Annotated in this window: 21 protein-coding genes; 20 read left to right on the top strand and 1 reads right to left on the bottom strand. The window is 58.1% G+C overall.

Annotated features, from left to right (window positions below; genetic code table 11):
- Positions 1 to 271: 271 nt before the first annotated feature.
- From rem to RBH10_RS19935, 17 genes are all read left to right on the top strand, one after another.
- Complete coding sequence (gene rem / locus RBH10_RS20015; protein ID WP_003515107.1) at positions 272 to 943, top strand: transcriptional activator Rem; 672 nt, start codon at positions 272 to 274, stop codon at positions 941 to 943.
- A gap of 104 nt (positions 944 to 1,047) precedes the next feature.
- On the top strand, positions 1,048 to 2,328 hold the full coding sequence (locus tag RBH10_RS20010; protein WP_045022072.1) for a flagellar hook protein FlgE: 1,281 nt from the start codon (positions 1,048 to 1,050) through the stop codon (positions 2,326 to 2,328).
- A 22-nt stretch (positions 2,329 to 2,350) separates the two neighbouring features.
- The gene (flgK, locus tag RBH10_RS20005; RefSeq protein ID WP_281039607.1) at positions 2,351 to 3,829 is read left to right on the top strand and encodes a flagellar hook-associated protein FlgK; all 1,479 of its coding nucleotides are present in this window, start codon (positions 2,351 to 2,353) and stop codon (positions 3,827 to 3,829) included.
- A 3-nt stretch (positions 3,830 to 3,832) separates the two neighbouring features.
- Positions 3,833 to 4,936: a flagellar hook-associated family protein gene (locus tag RBH10_RS20000; RefSeq protein ID WP_281039608.1), complete on the top strand. Its 1,104-nt coding sequence runs from the start codon at positions 3,833 to 3,835 to the stop codon at positions 4,934 to 4,936.
- 34 nt (positions 4,937 to 4,970) lie between these two features.
- A complete protein-coding gene (gene flaF / locus RBH10_RS19995) occupies positions 4,971 to 5,315 on the top strand; it encodes a flagellar biosynthesis regulator FlaF (protein ID WP_003515112.1) in 345 nt (114 codons plus the stop codon).
- Positions 5,312 to 5,761, top strand: coding sequence for a flagellar biosynthesis repressor FlbT (flbT, locus tag RBH10_RS19990; protein WP_003515113.1), 450 nt, complete (start codon positions 5,312 to 5,314; stop codon positions 5,759 to 5,761). The genes flaF and flbT overlap by 4 nt, the downstream gene beginning before the upstream one ends.
- On the top strand, positions 5,752 to 6,222 hold the full coding sequence (gene flgD, locus RBH10_RS19985) for a flagellar hook assembly protein FlgD (RefSeq protein WP_281039609.1): 471 nt from the start codon (positions 5,752 to 5,754) through the stop codon (positions 6,220 to 6,222). Before flbT ends, flgD begins: the two co-directional genes overlap by 10 nt.
- Positions 6,223 to 6,271: 49 nt before the next feature.
- Positions 6,272 to 6,538 (top strand): flagellar biosynthetic protein FliQ, encoded by a 267-nt coding sequence (locus RBH10_RS19980; protein WP_003515115.1) that lies wholly within the window; start codon positions 6,272 to 6,274, stop codon positions 6,536 to 6,538.
- Positions 6,539 to 6,697: 159 nt separating this feature from the next.
- Positions 6,698 to 8,785, top strand: a complete 2,088-nt coding sequence (gene flhA / locus RBH10_RS19975) for a flagellar biosynthesis protein FlhA (RefSeq protein ID WP_281039610.1) — start codon at positions 6,698 to 6,700, stop codon at positions 8,783 to 8,785.
- The gene (gene fliR / locus RBH10_RS19970; protein WP_281039611.1) at positions 8,782 to 9,537 is read left to right on the top strand and encodes a flagellar biosynthetic protein FliR; all 756 of its coding nucleotides are present in this window, start codon (positions 8,782 to 8,784) and stop codon (positions 9,535 to 9,537) included. The genes flhA and fliR overlap by 4 nt, the downstream gene beginning before the upstream one ends.
- A 15-nt stretch (positions 9,538 to 9,552) precedes the next feature.
- The gene (locus tag RBH10_RS19965; RefSeq protein ID WP_045022064.1) at positions 9,553 to 9,972 is read left to right on the top strand and encodes a hypothetical protein; all 420 of its coding nucleotides are present in this window, start codon (positions 9,553 to 9,555) and stop codon (positions 9,970 to 9,972) included.
- 114 nt (positions 9,973 to 10,086) lie between these two features.
- Positions 10,087 to 10,644, top strand: a complete 558-nt coding sequence (locus tag RBH10_RS19960) for a rod-binding protein (RefSeq protein ID WP_045022063.1) — start codon at positions 10,087 to 10,089, stop codon at positions 10,642 to 10,644.
- Between the two features lie 29 nt (positions 10,645 to 10,673).
- Positions 10,674 to 11,042, top strand: coding sequence for a hypothetical protein (locus RBH10_RS19955; protein WP_003515122.1), 369 nt, complete (start codon positions 10,674 to 10,676; stop codon positions 11,040 to 11,042).
- Entirely contained in the window at positions 11,042 to 11,578 is a 537-nt protein-coding gene (locus RBH10_RS19950; protein WP_281039612.1) for a hypothetical protein, read from the top strand. Before RBH10_RS19955 ends, RBH10_RS19950 begins: the two co-directional genes overlap by 1 nt.
- A gap of 181 nt (positions 11,579 to 11,759) precedes the next feature.
- Positions 11,760 to 12,434, top strand: coding sequence for a WecB/TagA/CpsF family glycosyltransferase (locus RBH10_RS19945; protein WP_045022059.1), 675 nt, complete (start codon positions 11,760 to 11,762; stop codon positions 12,432 to 12,434).
- A gap of 113 nt (positions 12,435 to 12,547) precedes the next feature.
- Positions 12,548 to 14,329 carry a hypothetical protein gene (locus RBH10_RS19940; protein WP_281039613.1) on the top strand — a complete coding sequence of 594 codons (1,782 nt, stop codon included), beginning with the start codon at positions 12,548 to 12,550 and terminating at the stop codon, positions 14,327 to 14,329.
- A 77-nt stretch (positions 14,330 to 14,406) separates the two neighbouring features.
- Complete coding sequence (locus RBH10_RS19935; protein ID WP_281039614.1) at positions 14,407 to 15,306, top strand: bifunctional methylenetetrahydrofolate dehydrogenase/methenyltetrahydrofolate cyclohydrolase; 900 nt, start codon at positions 14,407 to 14,409, stop codon at positions 15,304 to 15,306.
- A gap of 8 nt (positions 15,307 to 15,314) precedes the next feature.
- On the opposite strand, the gene RBH10_RS19930 is transcribed toward RBH10_RS19935, so the two are convergent.
- Positions 15,315 to 16,364: a LacI family DNA-binding transcriptional regulator gene (locus tag RBH10_RS19930; RefSeq protein ID WP_281039678.1), complete on the bottom strand. Its 1,050-nt coding sequence runs from the start codon at positions 16,362 to 16,364 to the stop codon at positions 15,315 to 15,317.
- Positions 16,365 to 16,615: 251 nt separating this feature from the next.
- Between RBH10_RS19930 and RBH10_RS19925 the strand changes: the two genes are divergently transcribed.
- From RBH10_RS19925 to RBH10_RS19915, 3 genes are all read left to right on the top strand, one after another.
- Positions 16,616 to 17,977 (top strand): ABC transporter substrate-binding protein, encoded by a 1,362-nt coding sequence (locus tag RBH10_RS19925; RefSeq protein WP_281039615.1) that lies wholly within the window; start codon positions 16,616 to 16,618, stop codon positions 17,975 to 17,977.
- Between the two features lie 107 nt (positions 17,978 to 18,084).
- On the top strand, positions 18,085 to 19,098 hold the full coding sequence (locus RBH10_RS19920; protein WP_281039616.1) for a carbohydrate ABC transporter permease: 1,014 nt from the start codon (positions 18,085 to 18,087) through the stop codon (positions 19,096 to 19,098).
- A 1-nt stretch (position 19,099) separates the two neighbouring features.
- On the top strand, positions 19,100 to 20,260 hold the full coding sequence (locus RBH10_RS19915) for a carbohydrate ABC transporter permease (protein ID WP_045022049.1): 1,161 nt from the start codon (positions 19,100 to 19,102) through the stop codon (positions 20,258 to 20,260).
- The last annotated feature ends 13 nt before the right edge of the window (positions 20,261 to 20,273 follow it).

Genomic DNA, 20,273 nt, shown 5'->3' with positions numbered 1-20,273 from the left:
TGTTTTCGTAGGGTGCAGGACTCGCAATCTGAAATATGGCGAGAGAAAGCCCTAAAAAAGGCGCTGCAAGCGATTTTTTCGGATTTCTGAAATTTTTACACAAAAAATTTGTGCCATATATGGTTAACAACCACTATATATAGATCAAATCGGCACAAAATGGTTAATCAATTATTAATAACTATCGATGATTTCCTACAGTTGTCGCTGAATCCCCCGATTCGTACCAATGCCTCATTAGAAAACACCACACTGATTCGGAGGCGGACGAATGATCGTAGTGGTTGATGAGCGCGAGCTCGTTAAAGACGGCTATACATCTCTATTTGGGCGCGAGGGCATCCCCTCGACCGGTTTCGATCCGGTCGAATTCGGGGAATGGGTCTCGACGGCGGCGGACAGCGATCTTGCGGCCGTTGAGGCCTTTTTGATCGGCCAGGGCGACCGGAGCTTTTCGTTGCCGAAGGCGATCAGGGATCGCACGACGGCACCGGTAATCGCGGTCAGCGACCAGCCCTCGCTGGAATCGACGCTGGCGCTGTTCGACAGCGGCGTCGACGATGTCGTGCGCAAGCCGGTTCACCCCCGTGAAATCCTTGCACGTGCGGCGGCGATCCGTCGCCGGCTGCAGGTCATCTCGAACTTCACCGATGCCGGGCCGATCCGGGTTTTCTCCGACGGCCGTGATCCTGAAGTGGGTGGCGAGGTCTTTGCCTTGCCACGCCGCGAGCGCCGTATCCTGGAATATTTGATTGCCAATCGCGGACGTCGCGTTTCCAAGGCTCAGATTTTCAACGCCATCTACGGCATCTTCGATGATGACGTCGAAGAGAACGTCGTGGAAAGCCATATCAGCAAGCTGCGCAAGAAGCTGCGCAAGAAGCTCGGCTACGATCCGGTCGATTCCAAGCGTTTCCTTGGCTACAGCATTGATTGGCAATGACCTTCATTGATCCGCGTGGTCTTTTTCAAACGCGGTATTTCAGACAGCTTCACGCAAGCCAAACGCTTTACCTTCTCCCTGAAGATGACCACGAGGGTTTTTGAATGAGTATTTTCGGCACTATGCGAACCGGCGTGTCCGGCATGAATGCGCAGGCGAACAAGCTGGGCACCGTGGGCGACAACATCGCCAACGCCAGCACCACCGGCTACAAGCGCGCATCGACGTCGTTCTCCTCGCTCGTTCTTCCCTCGTCGTCAGGCAGCTATGCCTCCGGCGGTGTGCAGTCCAACGTTCGCTACAGCATTTCGGAGCAGGGCAACCTCTCCTACACCACGTCGAGCACCGATCTTGCCATTCAGGGCAACGGTTTCTTCGTGGTTCAGGACGGCGCGGGCACGCCTTACCTCACAAGAGCTGGCTCTTTCGTGAAGAATTCGGAAGGCTTTCTGGAAAATGCGGCAGGCTTCCAGCTCATGGGTTACCCCTACGGGTCCAACCCGCCGGCTGCCGTCGTCAACGGTTTTACCGGGCTTGAAGCCATCAACGTCAACAATTTCGGCCTGACGGCATCGCCCTCCACGCAGGGTAGCTTCCCGGCCAACCTCAATCGCGACGACGCGATCGTGGCGGCGGCGTCGCTTCCGAGTGGCAATGCCGCAACTGCGACCATTGGCAACAAGACCTCGTTGACGGCATTCGACAGCGGTGGTGCGAAGGTGCTCTACGATTTCTATTACACCAAAACTGGTGCCAACACTTGGGAAGTGGCGGTCTATCGTCAGGATCAGTCAACCAATGGCGGTTTCCCGTATACGGCGACAGCACCGGCTACTCTTGTCAAAGAAAAGGTGGATCTTACCTTCGATCCTGCCACCAACAAACTCACTTCCACTTCACCCAATTCGATCACCATTAATGACGGCAACAGCGGCGTAGCACAGGCGATCAAGATCGACCTGTCCGACATGTCGCAATTCTCGGCGAAGTTCACGCCGGGTACCGCGATCCTGAACGGCAATGGTCCGAGCCAGATCAAGGATGTCGAAATCGGCAAGGACGGTGTGGTAACGGCAGTCTATCAGGACGGCGGTCGCCGCAACATCTACCAGCTGGCGCTGGCGACGGTACCGAGCGTCGACAATCTCACACCGCAGAACGGTAACGTTTACCTGCCCAGCAACGAGTCGGGTGTCGTTACCATCGGCTTCGCGCAGACAGGCAGCTTCGGCTACATCCAGAAGGGTGCGCTTGAGGGCTCGAACGTCGATATCGCCAGCGAACTCACCGACATGATTGAATCCCAGCGTATCTACACTGCGAATTCGAAAGTCTTCCAGACCGGGTCGGATTTGATGGATGTTCTGATCAATCTGAAGAGATAATAATTCTCACGAGGACAAATGAATGTCGCTCACGTCAGCAATGATTACTGCGCAGTCGATTTTCAACAATACAGGTAAGCAGACAGACGTTACTTCGAAAAACATTGCCAATGTCGGTAATGCGAACTACGTCAAGCGAACCGCCATTCTCGGCACGACCATGTATGGTGCGAATATCGTCACCAATGGCCGTGCCCAGAATGAAAGTCTTCTAAGACAGACAATCGCCAGTGCATCCCTCGCTTCCGGCCAGAAAACCGTTCTGACCGGGCTTGAGGAGATGAAGAGCCTTTTCGGCGGCAACAATTACGAGAGCTCGCCAGCCGAATATATGAAGAAACTGCGCGAGAGCCTCGACGGTTACTCTGCCAAGCCGAGCGATGCCGCTCTGGCAGCGACGGCGGTGACCTCGGCCACGGACGTCGCCAACTCCCTGAATAAGGCGTCGTCCGAATTGCAGGCCATGCGTCTGCGTGTCGACAAGGAAATCTCCCTTCAGGTCGACAAACTGAATGGTCTTCTTTCGAAATTCGAGGAAGCCAACAACGAGGTCAAGGCGCAGACCGCGATTGGCGGCGACGCCAGCGATGCTCTCGATCAGCGCGAGACGCTGCTGAAGGACATTTCGTCCATCATCGGTATCAATGTCGTCAACCGCGAAAACAACGATGTCGCGCTTTATACGACGGAAGGCGCGACCCTGTTCGAGGTCGTGCCGCGCAAGGTGACCTTCAAGGCGCAACCGGGCTACGATGCGACGACCACCGGCAATGCGATCTATGTCGACAGCGTCGCAATCAAGGCGAGCACCGGCAGCAACACGACGGCTGAGGGTTCGCTTCAGGGCCTGATGCAGGTTCGCGACGATCTGGCGCCGACCATGCAGGGCCAGCTCGACGAAATCGCCCGCGGCCTCATCTCCATGTTTGCAGAGAAGCCGGCAGATGCGACCAGCGGTCTGCCGAACAGGCCGGGTCTCTTCACCTATGGTTCGCCTGCGGCGACGACTATTCCGGCAAACGGTGTTGTCTCTCCGGGGCTCGCTGCCAGCATTACCGTCAACTCGGCGTTAATTATTTCCAAAGGTGGAAACCCGGAATTGTTGCGTGACGGCGGCATCAACGGTACCGCTTATGTGATCAATCCGTCGACGACGGGCGGAACCGGCTTTTCCAAGCTGATCGACAGCTATGTGACTGCTTTTGACGCGCCCATGAGCTTTGACGCGTCGACACGTATCGATACGAATACCAGCATCCTGAAATACGGCACCAATTCGATGGGGTGGCTCGAACAGGAACGGTCCGGCGCAACTTCGGCAAACGAAGCGAAAAGTGCGCTTTATGAGCGCTCCGCCTCTTCCTATTCGAACAATACGGCCGTCAGCCTGGATGAGGAGCTCTCGCTGCTCATGGATATCGAACAGTCCTACAAGGCGGCAACCAAACTCGTGAGCACCGTTGATGATATGCTCAAGTCGCTGATGGACATGGTGAGGTAAAAGATGAAAACGTCCTTCATTTCATCGCTGGCGATGCAGAACAGCATGCGCAGCACCATCCTCAAGGCCCAGCTTGAGATGACGAACCTCAATACCGAGCTGACGACCGGCAAACATGCCGATATCGGCGTGACGTTGGGCGCCAACACGGCCCGCAGCCTCGATCTCAATCGGGATGTCGATCGCCTCTCCTCGCTCGTCAGCATCAATTCCATTGCTACGCAGCGTCTCAAGTCCTCCCAGGCGGCGCTTGATGGCATGGCGAAGGCCGCGCAGGAAATTCAGAAGGTTCTTGTCCCGAATACCAGCAGTGAAGCGCCAACGCTGGCAACGGTCGCCAAAACGATTACGAATGCGTTCAATACTTTTACCGGCTTTGCCAATACGGCAGTCAGTGGCGAGTTTCTGTTTTCCGGTATCAATACGGATGTGAAGCCAGTTGACGACTACTTCGCCGAAGGCTCGACGCTGAAGGCAGCCTATGAGGTGGAGCTGAACGCGTTCATGGCGGCACAGACACCGGCTGTCGGCAATATTGCCAACCTGTCCAAGGATCAGGCTGCAGCGTTCATGACCCATATCGAAGGTGTGTTCAACGGCACCACGACGGTGACGAACCCGCCGCACAGTGATCTCACGGCCGGCCAGAACTACGATTTCTGGACGACCTATGGATCTAAGGCGAGCGACACGAACATGACGAGCCGCATCAGCCAGAACGAGGTGGTCGATACATCGACCAACAGCAACTCCCAGGGGATGCGCTACTTCGCGATGACGGCCATGACGGCGATGACGTTCCTTGATGACAAGGTGCCGAGCGGCGTTCGCGAATTGGTGGCGACCAGGTCGGTGACCAATATAGGCACGGCCATTAGTGGTTTGAACCAGCAGCAGAGCGTGCTCGGCCTCTCCGAGAGCCGTGTTTCCAAAGCGAATGACTCACTGGCCGCCCAGAAGAAGATCATCGAGACGCACCTGCTGGATATCGAGGGGATCGATACCTACGAGGTGAAGACACGCCTCGATCTGCTCCAGCAGCAGATTGAAATTGCATACAGCCTCACGTCGCGTCTGCAAAAAATGAGTCTGGTAAACTACCTCTGATGAACAGGGGTGGCGGCAGATAAAGGATACATGAATGTACCAGTTTTCCTACGCCGAAATCATGGAGGATGGTGTCGCAGACGCGAAGGATCGCGAGCGGCAGGCGTTGACAAAATCGATCGACCTTCTGGTGGAGGCAAAGGATTCGTCTTCCCAGCGCCATACGATCGAAGCGCTTTTTTACACTCGACGGGTCTGGATCCGCTTCATTGAGGACCTCAAGCAGCCCGAAAACCAGCTGGCCATGGAACTCAGGGCAAATCTGATTTCGATTGCGATCTGGATTTTGAAAGAGTGCGAACTGATCCGGAAACGTCAGTCGACGAATTTCCAGGGTATAATTGACGTGACAACCATCATCAGGGATGGACTGAAATGAAAAGTACACTTCGAATCTCGCTGAAATCGGGCGAAAAGATTTTCATCAACGGAGCTGTTTTGCGGGTGGATCGCAAGGTGGCGCTCGAATTCCTGAACGATGTCACGTTCCTACTTGAAAACCACGTCCTGCAGCCGGAGCAGGCGACGACGCCGCTGAGGCAGCTTTATTTCATCGCGCAGATGATCCTCATCAATCCGGAAGGACGCGAACAGTCGACGAACCTGTTCCGCAAATCCGTGAGCATGCTGCTGAATTGCTTCCAGCATGAGGAGATACTGGCGGAACTCAAGCGGATCGACGGTCTGGTTGCTTCTGGCAAGGCTTTCGAGGCTCTGAAGGCCATCCGCGGTCTTTATCCGACCGAGGAGAAAATCCTCAACAATCAGGAAATGACCCCCGCAACGATCGAACAGATTCGCAAGGAGATCGCACCATGGCGGTAGACGCAGTCAACTCGGCAGCGGCAAATCCCTGGGCTAATGCCGGGGCGAGCAACAGTGACAAGAACGCGGCTTCGCTGAACTACGACAGCTTTCTGAAGTTGCTGATCACCCAGATGAAGCATCAGGATCCGACCAGCCCGATGGATGCCGGTCAGCAGATGTCGCAGCTGGCAAGCTTCTCGCAGGTTGAGCAGACGATCAAGACCAACACCCATCTGAAGAGCATGCTGCAGGCGGAAGCCCTGACGCGCGCTTCCGATCTGGTCGGCAAGACGGTTCAGAGCGCCGATGACAAGGTCACGGGCGTGGTGAAAGAGGTTCAGGTCTTTTCGGATGGCATCGTCGCCGTCACGGAATCCGGTGATAAAGTCCTGCTTCAGGCTGGCGTGGTCTTCTCCAACGGCCCGATCACGAGTAAACCTACGGGCTCGGCCGAGTCGGATGTTCCGGCTGGTTCCTGAGATTGATGAGGCGGCATGATGCCGCCTCTCCGGAATAAAGGATTGGGCGATGAACGAGGCCGATGCGCTTGATATCATGCAGGCGGCAGTCTGGACGGTTCTCGTTGCGGCCGGTCCCGCCGTCCTTGCGGCAATGATCGTCGGTGTCGCCATCGCCTTCATCCAGGCCCTGACCCAGGTTCAGGAAATGACGCTGACTTTCGTCCCTAAAATCGTGACGATCATGATCGTTCTTGGCGTCGCCGCCCCCTTCGTGGGCGCGCAGATCGCTCTTTTTTCCAATCTCGTCTTTTCACGGGTTCAGTCGGGCTTCTGACGCCCGTCCGGTCCGGATGCCATCCTCGCGCAAGCTTCAGCGACTAGGGATAGGCTGAAGCATCGGGCTGAATTGCGTGAGTGATTTTCGAAAACCGATGCCACGGAACCGTGCGGCGGCTTTTCCGTCGCCCTTCTCATGAAGAGACAGGACGATTTTATGGCTCAACCACCAGTCATTTCCTTGCCCAAGGTAAGCCCGAGCATGCGGGATGTCGGTTTCGCATTGGGCATCGTGTCGATCCTTTGCGTTCTCTTCCTGCCCATTCCGGTCGTTCTGGTGGATGTCGGGCTGGCCTTTTCCATAGCGCTTTCGGTCCTTATCCTCATGGTGGCGCTCTGGATCCAGCGTCCGCTGGATTTCTCGTCTTTTCCGACCGTGTTGCTGATTGCGACCATGATCCGTCTGTCGCTGAACATTGCGACGACGCGCGTCATCCTTTCGCACGGCAACGAGGGACCGACGGCGGCCGGCGGTGTGATCGCGGGTTTCTCCGGCCTCGTCATGTCCGGCGACTTCGTGATCGGTCTGATCGTCTTTCTGATCCTGATCACCGTCAACTTCATCGTCATCACCAAAGGTGCCACCCGTATCGCCGAAGTCGGCGCGCGCTTCACGCTCGATGCCATCCCCGGTAAGCAGATGTCGATCGATGCGGATCTGTCCGCCGGCATCATCGATGAAAAGGAAGCGCAGCGCCGCCGCCGGGAACTGGAGGAAGAAAGCTCTTTCTTCGGTTCGATGGACGGTGCCTCGAAGTTTGTGCGCGGCGATGCGATCGCCGGTCTGATCATCACCGCCATCAATATTTTCGGCGGCATCATCATCGGTTATTTCCGCCACGGCATGCCGATCGGCGAGGCTGCCGATGTTTTCGTCAAGCTTTCGGTCGGTGACGGTATCGTCTCGCAGATCCCGGCCCTTATCGTGTCGCTGGCGGCCGGCCTTCTGGTGTCGCGCGGCGGCACCGCCGGATCGACGGATCAGGCCGTCATCAATCAGCTGAGCGGCTATCCGCGCGCCTTGATGGTCGCAGCCATGCTGATGGGGCTGCTTGCCGTCATTCCGGGATTGCCCTTCCTGCCCTTCACGCTTCTGGGCGGCATCATGGCCTTCGGCAGCTGGTATATTCCGCGCCAGGCCGAGGCGGAAAGCGCGCTTCGCCGTCAGGAAGAGGAGGACAAGGTTCTCCAGACCAACGAAGCGGAAAAGGACTCGGTCAAGCAGGTTCTGAAAACCGCCGAAATCGAGCTGGCGCTCGGCAAGCAGGTTTCGACCCGCCTTCTCGGTGCGCATCAGGAGCTGGCTTTCCGTGTCGGCAAGATGCGCAAGAAGTTCGCGACCCAATACGGTTTCGTCGTGCCGGAGATCAAGGTATCCGACGACATCATGATCCCGGAAAAAGCCTACCAGATCCGTGTTCATGGCACGACGATCGCGTCGAGCAATCTGCGTGTCGGCGATGTTCTTGTCGTGACGGGGGCGGGGCGCAAGCCGAGCATTCCGGGCGACGAAATCCGTGAACCCGCCTTCGGCATGCCGGCCGTCTCCATTCTCGAGACATTCACCGAGGATTTGAAGCGCGAAGGTTTCCACCCAATCGACAATGTCTCGGTGGTGCTGACGCATCTGAGCGAAGTCATCCGCAACAACCTGCCGCAATTGCTGTCCTACAAGGACGTCAAGATCCTCATCGACAGGCTGGATCCGGAATACAAGAAGCTCGCCGACGAAATCTGCTCGTCGCACATGTCCTATTCCGGCCTGCAGGCGGTGCTGAAACTGCTGCTCGCCGAGCGCGTGTCGATCCGCAACCTGCATCTCATTCTGGAAGCGGTCGCCGAACTTGCCCCGCATGTGCGCAAGACCGAGCAGATCGTCGAACATGTGCGGGTACGCATGTCGCAGCAGCTCTGCGGCGATCTCGCCGACAATGGCGTGTTGCGTGTGCTACGGCTCGGCAACAAGTGGGATATGGTGTTCCATCAGGCGCTCAAGCGTGATCAAAAGGGCGAAATCGTCGAATTCGACATCGATCCCCGCCATCTCGAGGAGTTTTCCGAGCAGGCGTCGAAAGTTATCCGTGAATTCATGGATCGCGGACTGCCCTTTGTCCTTGTCACGTCGCCGGAAACACGGTCCTATGTGCGCATGATTATCGAACGACTCTTTGCGACCCTGCCGGTTCTCTCGCATGTGGAACTGGCCAAGGGGCTGGAGATCAAGATTCTGGGCGCCATTTCATGATAACCGACCCGCAAGGGGCAATTATCGCATTGTTCCTTGCAATTTGCCGCATCGGCGCCTGCTTCATGACCATGCCGGGCTTTTCCAGCTCGCGCATTTCACCGCAGATCCGCATTCTGCTCTGCGTCGCGATCTCCATGGCGCTTCTGCCGGTGCTGTGGGATACGATCTATCCGAAAGTCTCCGGCGCAAGCCAGGGCACCGTTGTCGGCCTCATCTTCACCGAGATCGTCATCGGCGCGATGTATGGATTGATCGCACGGTTTTACACGCTCGGCTTTCAGTTCACTGGCGCGCTCATCGGCGCATCCATCGGGCTCAGCGCTCCCGGCGGTGCGGATGTCATCGAAGATGTGCAGGAAAATCAGATATCGAACTTCATCACCTTCGGCGGGCTTATGGTGCTGTTCATACTGGATTTCCACCACATCGTTCTGCGGGCGCTGATCGATTCCTACGGGGCGACACCGGTCGGTGCGTTGATCAGCGGCCAGAAGATGCTGATAACGCTCACCGATACGCTGCGGGCGTCCTTCTCGATTATGCTGCGGCTTGCCAGCCCTTTCGTGATCTACGGCTTGATGTTCAACGTCGCGGTCGGTCTCATCAACAAGCTGGCGCCGCAGATACCGGTCTACTTCATATCGACGCCTTTTGTTCTGGCGGGCGGTATTTTCATGCTTTATTTGTCGATCGCGGCCCTCATCCGCCAGTTCGTGGATGGTTTCGGCCCGGTCTTCATCGGCTTTTGATCTGGAGAAAACGCCATGGCTTCGGACAAGCGTTCGGCCAAACTCAAGCGCCTGGTAACGGTCCAGCGCCATATGGAGAAAATGGCCGAGGTCGAGCTGGCTGACACCACCCGCGTGCGTGCGGAAGTGGCAGAATCCATGGAGACCGTGCTTGAAGCGATGAGTTCCATGGAACCGGTCCACCAGATGTTCTCCAAGCACTATTCGGATCGTTACGGCCGTCTCGTCGTCAAGGACCGCCAGCTCACCGGCGTGCAGCAATTGCAGGAAAACAAGGTGCTCAAGGAAAAGACCAAGGCTGACCGGCTTGAGGACAGAATGCACCTTGCCCGTGACCTCGAGGATCGTGAGGCCGACGATAATGCAATCTATGATCTGTTAGAAATAACGAACGCATCCCGGACACCAGCCTCCAGCAAGGTTGGCGATCCATAGTCTATCCCGTTGTTGCATCGCTGGCGTCCGGATGGACGTATTGAGCGGTGTTTCTTGATTGAGCGAACGCCCGGCCTTCAATGCCGCCCGTTCGTCAGCTCGGGAGTTCTGGACGTGGCGATATCGGTTATAAGTGATCTGGTGATGGATGTGGTTCGCGCTGCGGACCCTCAGGAAGTGCAGGTCGCCCAGGAAAAATTGAAGGCGAACAAGGCGGCTTTCGCTGCGACGAGCCTTGCCGATTCGGGCAAGGGCTTTGGCGCTGCCGTTGATATGCTTGATAGCGCCACCTCGAAGGCGGGTCTCGGCAATACCAACATCCGCTCTGCCCGTACCGAAATTCCGGAAACATATCGCAAGTATGAGGCTTCCGTGCTTCAGACCTTCGTTGCCAACATGCTGCCGAAAGACAGCGAGGAGGTTTACGGCAAGGGTAATGCCGGCGAGATCTGGAAAAGCATGATGGCGGAACAGTTTGCCGACACGATCTCCAGAAATGGCGGCGTCGGCATTGCGGAACAGGCCTACAAGGATGCGTTGCGGAAAGCCGAGAGCAAAGGCATTACCGACGTATCCATGAATGAAAAAGACCATAATGCTGCAATTCGGATGGTGGCGGAGTTCGAAAGGCAGGTCCTCGGCGTTTCCAATGATAAAACGGACGAGGCTTGAGCATGATAAATCATAACGAGGAGACACGCATGGACCTTATGTCGAACGACCACCGCATCAAATCCGTTCTCGGCCGTCTTGAAATGATCATCGACAATGAGAATGACAATATCGGTAAGGACCCCCAGTTCGATTTCAAAGTCTCCAATGCCCATAAAAGCCGTTGCCTCTATGAGTTGACGATGCTGTTCCGCGATACGCCCCATGAGGAAATCGCCGCCGGACATCTCGATCAGGTGCAGGGCATCAAGTCCAAGCTTGCAACCAATGCCAGCCGCGTCGAGGCGCATCTGAATGCGGTTCGCGCTGTCGCGGATCTGCTCAAGACCGCGATCCAGGAAGCCGATACGGACGGCACCTATTCGCAGGAACAGTTCATGTATGGTGCCGCCTCCTGATGTTGAAGCTTCTTCTCACCGGCGTCTGGGTTTGCGCCGTCACGCTCGGCGCGGTGTATTTCTCCGTCCAGATGGCGACGGCACCCTCGCCGGGGGATGAGGCGGGGGCGAAAAAGGCCAGCCTGCAACTGGTCAAAGGCGAAAGCATCACCATTCCCGTCATCAATGATGGCGGTGTGAATGGCTATTTCCTCAGCCGCATTTCCCTGCGTGTCGACAAGGAAAAGATGGCGAAGATCGAACTGCCGGCAACGCAGTTGATGACCGACGAATTGTTCACGCTTCTAGCGGGCTCTTCCATGGTCAACATCGCCAATATCTCCACTTTCGATCCTGATGTCTTCAAGCAGCGCATCCGCGAGGGGCTGAACAAGAGGCTCGGCGATGAGGTGGTCGGTGATGTGCTGATCGAGCAGCTCGATTATCTGTCGAAAGCCGATATTCGCGAGCAGAAGGGCAATGGTTCGCCCCATTCGGTCAAGATTGTTGAAGGCGAGAAAGTCGACGCCGGAAAAGAAGCGGCCCCGAGCCACTGACGTCGCGTGACGCAGTGTGGGCCGCCAGTCTGGTTAATCGAGCCTTTCTATTTCCCGTGACATTCGAACAGTTGCTTTCAGGGTAACTTCAACCAGCACCTGTATAAACAGACCCATGAGCCGCCATCCAGCAAACCTTGCGCCGGATTGCCGGCGGTGGGTTTGGCATTTGGGGGTTGGCATGAATTTCGCGGCAGGTTTTGCGCGGACGGGATCGCAACGGAATATCCACGGATTGCGCGTCTGTGATCTGGACTGGAACGGGGCGCTGGAAATGGTCAGCGGTCGGGCTTCGGCTTGCGAAGGCCATACGATGCTCTCGTTTCTCACCATCCAGAATGCCAGGCTGTCTCTCAAGGACATTGCTTACCGGCAGATTCTGGAAAGCTGTCTGCTTCTGCCGCAGGGCAGGGGGATGAATGCCGCCGCACGCGCCGAACATGGCAAGCCTCTGCCCGTCACCATCGACGGCGTCGCCTTCGTCATGGCGCTTCTGACCTATATGGCTGTGCCGAAACGTATCGGCGTTGCGGGAGATGATGCGGCGCAGGTCGGAGAGGTCCTCGCCAAGCTGCGCGCACACGCACCCTGGCATGATTTCGTGATGCTGAACCGGGATACGTCGGGCGTGAAGGTGGATGTCGTGCTGGCCGGCATGCTCGGGGAAAATCAGGAAAAATGGCTGCATCGCAGCGTCAGTCGCGACGATGCGCGGGTCGCCATCGCGGTCGGCCCACTGTTCAAGGTGCTGGCGTCCGAAGTGGCCGGCATGCCGGAAATCTTTCGCAAGTTGCATATGAGCTGGCTTTACAGCCTGTGCGCCGAGCCATGGCACATCGCGCTCGGCAAGGGCTGAGACCGGTCCGCAAAGCCCGCGTTAACCATTTGTTTGCCACGATCCTTTAACCTCCCGTAAGGTTTTGAAAGCTGCCTGTTGCGGGCGGCGCCGAGCGTGGCAGACGGCTTCAGATGGTTGATCACAGTCCCGATATGATGGCGACGCGCCCTGACGAGGATGATGTCGCCGTACCTGTGTCGCAGTTGCGCAAGCATTGTCTGCGACTTCTGACGGCCGGTTGCGTGGCCGCGGCCACTGTCGCGGGTGCTGCACTTCCGCTCCTGCTCATCGATTCCGGTTTTCGCGGCTATGTTTCGCAGGCGCGTGTCGAGGTCACCCAGACCGGTTACGATGCGCCTGATGCGGCCCGCTTTCTTGCCATGGCCCGCCGCACCCTGCTTTCGCCCTCCGGGCTGGACCGGATAACGGGCGACCTCAAATTGAAACCCGCCGATATGGTCGGCGTTCACAATCAGGGCGAGCTTGGCCTGCTTCTCGACCTTTTGACGGGGGCGGATACGCGTTCGCTTTCCCCGCGCGAAGCGTTGAACGGCGCGGTGGGCGAGGCGATCCGGCTGGAACTGACCCCGGATGAAAATACGCTTATCGTAACCTCGAAGGCTGCGACGCCGGAAGGCGCGATGCGGCTTACCGACTATCTTTCGATGCGTGTGATGGCGGATGGCAAGGCTGGCACCATGACGCCTGCCATGCGCGAGACGGAGAGGGCGCGGACCCGGCTGGACGAGGCGGAAGCCGCGCTGAACGGTTTCCAGATGCGCCACGGCGATACCGTGCTGTCAGAAGTGCAGCAGCTCGAACAGCAGTTGCGCGACATAAACGACAACCTTGCGGGGAGCACCCGGCAGCAACAATCGCTTCAGACGGAGCTGGCGGCGGCCTCCGCGCTCAAGCCGAATGATGTGTTGTCGAAGCCCCTGCCGTCAGGTGCTGCTTTCTCAGCGCTTGAGGATATCAGGCAAAGACATGCGAGTGCCAGCATGGCACTAGCCGGGGTCTCTGTGGATTACGGCCCGAAACATCCCCGCCGCATCGCCGCCCAGAATGCGGTGGATGCCGTGCAGGCGCTTGTCGCTCCCGCACTTCGCCAGTTGGTCGATGGTTTGCGGGCGGATGAAAAGCGCGTCGCACAGGAAGTTGCAACCGCGAACGGCGAGCGGACGAAACACCTTGATCGGCTGAGCAGCCTCGATGTCACGCCCGGTGAACTCTCCAGATTGCAGGGTGAGCTGGAAACGGCGCGAAATGCCTATCTCGAGGCAAGCGAACGCCGGGACATGTCCTCATCCACGACTACCGCCGTTGAGACCCGCCTCACCAGGAAGGCCGGACCGGGCGAGCTGTCGCGCGATATGACGCAAGCCGGGATGCTGGCGGGCGGTGGCGCGTTGATCGGCCTGCTGGGCAGCCTTTACCTCCTGAGCTATCGTCGCCACGACGAGGAAGAGGAGGCCGCATTCGCCTTCGAGGACGCGCAGGTTCTCCCCTCTGAAGAAGTGCCAACACAATCCGCGCAGTTTCCCGAATTCGAGCCGATCGAGCCGGATGTGTTCCACGATCTGGAAGAGCCGGCCACCGATGGCGATTTCGAGCCGGAGGATGAGTTCGCCGACTATTACGCCGAGGCGGCGAATGAGGCCGGATTTGATACCGATGACATTCCGCTGGACGAGCGCGTCCGGCAGGTTCTGATGGGCAACCGCACTGTGCGGAATGCTGCCCAAATGTCGCCGGAGCTGCCGCCTTTGCTCAATGAAGCCCTTGCCGGGCACTTCGATCACGAGCAGGCCGAGGCCGAGGAGTTGGCGGAATTGAGACGCGAGTTGGCGCTCTTGAGGGAGCGTCTCGCCGATTACGCCGATCACCGCGAAGACTACCGCAAAACGGCCTGAAAACGCCGCATTTTCGCTTGCATTCCTGTGAATGGGATACCATACGGAGCCAACGTAACCCAGCAGGAGCAGGACGCATGGCAGTTGTGATTGACGGGAAGGCGAAGGCGGCTTCGGTAACGGAGGCGGTCCGCAAATCGGCAGAAACGCTTGAGGCGGAACAGGGCGTGAAGCCCGGTCTCGCGGTTGTCATCGTCGGCAACGATCCGGCCAGCCACGCTTACGTGAACTCCAAAAGCAAGACGGCCAAGCAATGCGGTTTCAATTCGGTTCAGCACACACTGCCGGAAGAAACGACGCAGGCTGATCTCCTGAAGCTGGTCGGCGATTTGAACGCCGATGCGTCGATCCACGGCATTCTGGTGCAGCTTCCTTTGCCGAAGCACTTCAATTCCGATGAGATCATCCAGTCGATCCTGCCTGAAAAGGATGTGGACGGGCTGAGCGTGCTCAACGCCGGCAAGCTCGCAACCGGCGATCTTGCCACCGGCCTCATTTCTTGCACGCCCGCTGGCGCCATGCTTCTGGTGCGCGGCATTCACGGCGAAGACCTTTCCGGCCTCAACGCCGTGGTCATCGGCCGCTCGAACCTGTTCGGCAAGCCGATGGGCCAGCTGCTCTTGAACGCCAATGCCACGGTGACGATGGCGCATTCACGCACCAAGGATCTCGCCACCGTCTGCAAGACGGCCGATATTCTCGTGGCGGCAGTCGGTCGTGCGGCGATGGTGAAGGGCGATTGGGTAAAACTCGGCGCAACGGTCATCGATGTCGGCATCAACCGCATTCCCGCGCCGGAAAAAGGCGAAGGCAAAACGAAGCTGGTCGGCGATGTCGCCTTTGACGAGGCAAGTGCTGTGGCCGCTGCCATCACGCCGGTTCCGGGCGGTGTCGGCCCGATGACGATCGCCATGCTGATGGCCAACACCGTCATCGCCGCCTATCGCGCGCTCGGCAAGACCGCACCGAAGTTCTGAAATCGGCGCTACTCTTTCGGCGCTGGCCCTGTGGAGGCGCGAACCACGAGTTCCGCCTTCCAGAGTTCCTGATGGGGCTCCGTCTGATTGAGCTTGATCCGGTTGATCAGGCGCTGGCCGACACGCACGCCCGCTGCCCTGAGCGACGAGCGGGTGGTGGTGAGCGGCACGGAAAAATTGTCGGGCTTCAGAAGCGGCAGCACGTCGTCATGGGCGATCAGCGAAATATCTCTGCCGGGTTTCAGGCCGCGCTGGTTGAGCGAGCGGATGACGCCGAGCGCAAGTGCGGTACTGGCGCAAACAATGGCGGTCGGCCTCTCTGGCTGTGACAGCAGCGCCTCCATGCCGAGATAACCCTCCTCGTCGGTCATGCTGCTGTGCCTTGTGTTTTCTGGGCGCAAGGTCAGGCCGTTTGCCGCCAGCGCCTTTTCCACACCGAGATAGCGGCGGAAGGTAAAGTCGTAGCCTTCTGGCCCGTTCAGAAGCCCGATCCGTTTATGGCCAAGCTGGAGCAGCAGCTGGGTCGCATCGCGAAAGGCGGCCTCATTGTCCACGTCGAGATAGGGATAATCCTCCTCCACGCCGAAGGAGCGGCCATGGACGAGGAAGGGCAGCGACAGCGATTGCATCATGGCAATGCGGGTGTCGCTCTTTTTCATGTAGGCGAGGTAGATGCCATCGACACTGCCGCTTGCGGCCAGTCCCCGCAGGGCTTCCTGTTCCTTTTCCGGCTCCGTGGGCGTGATGACGAGGTGAAACCCGCTGCGGGCCGCTTCCTCGCCGAGGCCGCTCAGGAATTCGCCGAAATGCACATCCGAGCGGTGGTGTTCGCCAACCGGCATCACCAGTCCGATGGAGCCGACCTTGCCTGTCGCCAGCCTCTGCGCCGCGGCATTCGGGCGGTATCCGGTCTTTTCGGCGGCTTCCGTGACACGGCGTCGCGTTTCGGCGCTGACCTCGGGATATCCGTTGAGCGCCCTGCTGACGGTTGTCTGAGAAATCCCCAGCAGTTGCGACAACTGTTTCAGGTTCATGTTTGTTTTCCTCCATGCGCGCACTTTGGAAAATGGCAAAAGCCTCTCCTCAAACTCCCAAAGCGCTTTAGGTTTTTACCAGCCTCCGCTGGTTTTCTCAATCGAAAACGATAGCCGCCTTCCTAAGTAAGTATGACTATTCATACGACAATGCGGCCCATCCAATGAAAGAGCCTCTTGACTCCTTCTTGATGACAATGAGATGAATAGGCAGCCAAAGCGCTTTGATTTATGGGAGGTGCTTTGAGCCTTTTATGTGATGGGAGGTAAATCACATGCAGAAGACTCTTTTGGCGACGGCGGCATCGATAGTGCTGCTGTCGGGTTCGGCCTTTGCCGCCGACCTTAAATTCGCGCCCGGTCAGGACGCCAAGTTCAACTGGAAAAGCTACGAGGACTTCAAGGCGGCGCATGCCGACCTCAAAGGCCAGACGCTGACGATTTTCGGGCCCTGGCGCGGTGAGGATGAAGCGCTGTTCCAGTCGGTGCTTGCCTATTTCGCTGACGCAACGGGCGTGAACGTCCGTTATTCCTCGTCGGAAAACTACGAACAGCAGATCGTCATCGACACGCAGGCAGGCTCGCCGCCCAATATCGCCATTCTGCCGCAGCCCGGTCTTCTGGCCGATCTCGCCGCCAAGGGCTTTCTGGTGCCGCTCGGTGATGAGACCGCGAAATGGGTCGAGGAAAATTACGGCGCGGGCAAATCCTGGGTCGATCTCGGCAGCTACAAGGGTAAGGACGGCAACAAGGCCTACTTCGCATTCCCCTTCAAGGCCGACGTGAAGTCGCTCGTCTGGTACGTGCCTGAGAACTTCGAGGAAGCGGGCTATAAAGTGCCCACGACCATGGAAGACCTGTTCAAGCTGACGGATCAGATCGTTGCTGATGGTGGCACGCCCTGGTGCATCGGCCTCGGCTCCGGCGGTGCTACCGGCTGGCCGGCAACGGATTGGGTAGAAGACCTGATGCTGCGCACGCAGCCGCTCGATGTCTACCAGAAATGGACGACGAACGAGGTCAAGTTCACCGATCCGGCCGTGGTTGCGGCGATCAACGAGTTCGGCAAATTCGCCAAGAACGAAAAATACGTCAGCGGCGGTGTCGCGGCTGTGGCCTCCACCGACTTCCGCGACAGCCCCAAGGGCCTCTTCGACATTCCGCCGAAGTGCTACCTGCACCATCAGGCATCCTTCGTGCCGTCCTTCTTCCCGGCAGGCACCAAGGTCGGCACGGATGTGGATTTCTTCTACATGCCTACCTACGCTTCCAAGCCTGAACTCGGCAAGCCGGTCCTGGGTGCGGGTACACTCGTTACCGTCACCAAGGAAGCGCCCGCCGCGAAGGCTTTCGTCGACTTCCTGAAAGCCCCGATTGCGCATGAAGTGTGGATGGCACAGTCCAGCTTCCTGACGCCATACAAGGGTGTGAACGTCGATACCTATGCCAACGAGCAGATGAAGCGCCAGGGCGAAATCCTGACCACCGCAACGACTTTCGGCTTTGACGGTTCCGACCTGATGCCGGGCAAGATCGGTGCGGGCGCATTCTGGACCGGCATGATCGATTTTGTCGGCGGCAAGTCCGCCGATCAGGTCGCCGCCGATATCCAGAAGGCCTGGGACGGCCTCAAGTAAGCTCAATCCGGCTTGGCCCGGCGGTGATGCCGCCGGGCCTTTGCCAATGGAACGGCGCGTCGACCGCATAAAATCAGCGCGGCGCGGAGAAGATCAAGGGAGGGAATATGGCTCAACAACTCGTTTCTGCCATAGGCGTCATGGTAGCAGGCGTTTTTGCCTGCGCCGCCTATTATTGGCTATCCGACAAAGTGTTGCAGGTGATCTTTCCCGTCCGCTCGGGAGATGTGTTGCAGGCGTCCCGCAACCTCAATCGCCGCGCGGCGGTTCGGCCCTGGCTGTTCATCGGCCCCGCTTTGATCCTTCTGCTGGTTTATCTGGTCTATCCCGTCATCGCCACGCTGATCCTGTCGTTCCACGACCGGACCGGCACCGAATTCGTCGGCCTTGCCAACTATCGCTGGGCATTTTTCGATGCCGGTTTCCGCCAGTCGATCTTTAACAACATTCTCTGGCTGGCCGTGGTGCCGGCCGCCTGCACCTTCTTCGGCCTCGTCATCGCCGTCATGACCGACCGCATCTGGTGGGGCAATATCGCCAAATCCATCGTCTTCATGCCGATGGCGATCTCTTTCGTCGGTGCCTCCGTCATCTGGAAGTTCATCTATGAATATCGCGCTGAAGGTCAGGTTCAGATCGGCCTTTTGAACGCAGTTGTCGAGTTTTTCGGCGGCAATCCGCAGGTGTGGATTTCCATGCCGTTCTGGAACAACTTCTTCCTGATGGTCATCCTCATCTGGATCCAGACCGGTTTCGCCATGGTCATCCTGTCGGCGGCGCTGCGCGGCATCCCGGAAGAGACCATCGAGGCAGCCGTCATCGACGGCGCCAATGGCTGGCAGATCTTCTGGAAGATCATGGTTCCGCAAATCTGGGGCACCATTGCCGTCGTCTGGACCACGATCACCATTCTCGTGCTCAAGGTTTTCGACATCGTGCTGACCATGACCAACGGCCAGTGGAACACCATGGTGCTCGCCAATCTCATGTTTGACTGGATGTTCCGCGGTGGCGGTGACAGTGGCCGAAGTGCTGTCATAGCACTCATCATCATGGCGGCCGTCACCCCGATCATGGTCTGGAACATCCGCCAGGCCAACCGCGAGATGGAGGGCCGCTGAGATGAATATCGTCAAACGCCTTCGCCGCGTCGGCCTGCCGCGCCTTATCGTCCATGCCAGCGTGCTGGTCGTTGTGCTTCTCTGGCTCCTGCCCACGCTCGGTATTCTCGTCAGCTCGCTGCGCGACAAGGACCAGATCACCGTATCAGGCTGGTGGACGGCCTTTTCCAGTTCCGAACAGACGGCGGCGGTTCGCCTTGCCGACGCTGCCGTGCAGAAGCAGGACGGAAACCGATACGTGATATCCGGCAATGTCTTTGAAAACGGCGCCGGCGGAAAAGTCTCCGCCTTCGGCGTGCGCGTGCAGGAGCCGAGAGCCTTCAAAGCGGGTGAAGCGGCCGATATCGGCGATGGCGAGACGCTGCTGGTCAATGCGGACGGCACCTATGAATACAGCAAGGCCTCCAGCTTCGAGGGTTCCCGTGGTAAGCGCGTCTATATTTCCGTTGGAACGCCGCCGGTCTTCACGCTCGATAATTATCGAACGGTTCTGACCTCGGAAGGCATCGGCCAGTCCTTCGTCAACTCGCTGACGGTGGCCGTGCCTGCGACCGTCATCCCCATTCTCATCGCTGCCTTTGCCGCCTATGCCCTGTCATGGATGAGCTTTTCCGGCCGCAATTTTCTGATTGCGATGGTGGTGGGCCTGATCGTCGTGCCGTTGCAGATGTCGCTGATCCCGCTCCTGAAACTCTACAACGAAATCGGCAATATCTTCGGCGTTCCGTCCAAGACCTATGCCGGCATCTGGCTGGCGCATACCGCCTTCGGTCTGCCGCTCGCCATCTACCTGCTGCGCAACTACATTTCCGGCCTGCCGAAAGAGATCATCGAAAGTGCGCGTGTCGATGGCGCGAGCGATTTCGAAATCTTCGTCAAGATCATCCTGCCGCTGTCATTCCCGGCACTTGCTTCTTTCGCCATCTTCCAGTTCCTGTGGACCTGGAACGACCTGCTCGTCGCCATGGTCTTCCTCGGTACGCAGAAGGACGAGCTGGTGCTGACCGGTGCCTTGAACGCGCTGCTCGGTTCGCGCGGCGGCAACTGGGAAATCCTCACCGCCTCGGCCTTCGTCACCATCGTTGTGCCGCTTGGCGTCTTCTTCGCCCTTCAACGTTATCTCGTGCGTGGCCTGCTCGCGGGCTCCGTCAAGGGAGGCTGATTATTCCATGAAC

Source organism: Rhizobium sp. AN73 (assembly GCF_030757975.1).
GTDB lineage: Bacteria > Pseudomonadota > Alphaproteobacteria > Rhizobiales > Rhizobiaceae > Agrobacterium > Agrobacterium arsenijevicii.
The sequence above is the reverse complement of the archived record's forward strand: the minus strand, read 5'-3'. Positions and strand labels throughout refer to the sequence as shown.

Bases quoted from the DNA above. Each gene is read 5' to 3' on its own strand.
- rem (WP_003515107.1), top strand. From the start codon at position 272: ATGATCGTAGTGGTTGATGAGCGCGAGCTCGTTAAAGACGGCTATACA.
- RBH10_RS20010 (WP_045022072.1), top strand. From the start codon at position 1,048: ATGAGTATTTTCGGCACTATGCGAACCGGCGTGTCCGGCATGAATGCG.
- flgK (WP_281039607.1), top strand. From the start codon at position 2,351: ATGTCGCTCACGTCAGCAATGATTACTGCGCAGTCGATTTTCAACAAT.
- RBH10_RS20000 (WP_281039608.1), top strand. From the start codon at position 3,833: ATGAAAACGTCCTTCATTTCATCGCTGGCGATGCAGAACAGCATGCGC.
- flaF (WP_003515112.1), top strand. From the start codon at position 4,971: ATGTACCAGTTTTCCTACGCCGAAATCATGGAGGATGGTGTCGCAGAC.
- flbT (WP_003515113.1), top strand. From the start codon at position 5,312: ATGAAAAGTACACTTCGAATCTCGCTGAAATCGGGCGAAAAGATTTTC.
- flgD (WP_281039609.1), top strand. From the start codon at position 5,752: ATGGCGGTAGACGCAGTCAACTCGGCAGCGGCAAATCCCTGGGCTAAT.
- RBH10_RS19980 (WP_003515115.1), top strand. From the start codon at position 6,272: ATGAACGAGGCCGATGCGCTTGATATCATGCAGGCGGCAGTCTGGACG.
- flhA (WP_281039610.1), top strand. From the start codon at position 6,698: ATGGCTCAACCACCAGTCATTTCCTTGCCCAAGGTAAGCCCGAGCATG.
- fliR (WP_281039611.1), top strand. From the start codon at position 8,782: ATGATAACCGACCCGCAAGGGGCAATTATCGCATTGTTCCTTGCAATT.
- RBH10_RS19965 (WP_045022064.1), top strand. From the start codon at position 9,553: ATGGCTTCGGACAAGCGTTCGGCCAAACTCAAGCGCCTGGTAACGGTC.
- RBH10_RS19955 (WP_003515122.1), top strand. From the start codon at position 10,674: ATGGACCTTATGTCGAACGACCACCGCATCAAATCCGTTCTCGGCCGT.
- RBH10_RS19950 (WP_281039612.1), top strand. From the start codon at position 11,042: ATGTTGAAGCTTCTTCTCACCGGCGTCTGGGTTTGCGCCGTCACGCTC.
- RBH10_RS19945 (WP_045022059.1), top strand. From the start codon at position 11,760: ATGAATTTCGCGGCAGGTTTTGCGCGGACGGGATCGCAACGGAATATC.
- RBH10_RS19940 (WP_281039613.1), top strand. From the start codon at position 12,548: ATGGTTGATCACAGTCCCGATATGATGGCGACGCGCCCTGACGAGGAT.
- RBH10_RS19935 (WP_281039614.1), top strand. From the start codon at position 14,407: ATGGCAGTTGTGATTGACGGGAAGGCGAAGGCGGCTTCGGTAACGGAG.
- RBH10_RS19925 (WP_281039615.1), top strand. From the start codon at position 16,616: ATGCAGAAGACTCTTTTGGCGACGGCGGCATCGATAGTGCTGCTGTCG.
- RBH10_RS19920 (WP_281039616.1), top strand. From the start codon at position 18,085: ATGGCTCAACAACTCGTTTCTGCCATAGGCGTCATGGTAGCAGGCGTT.
- RBH10_RS19915 (WP_045022049.1), top strand. From the start codon at position 19,100: ATGAATATCGTCAAACGCCTTCGCCGCGTCGGCCTGCCGCGCCTTATC.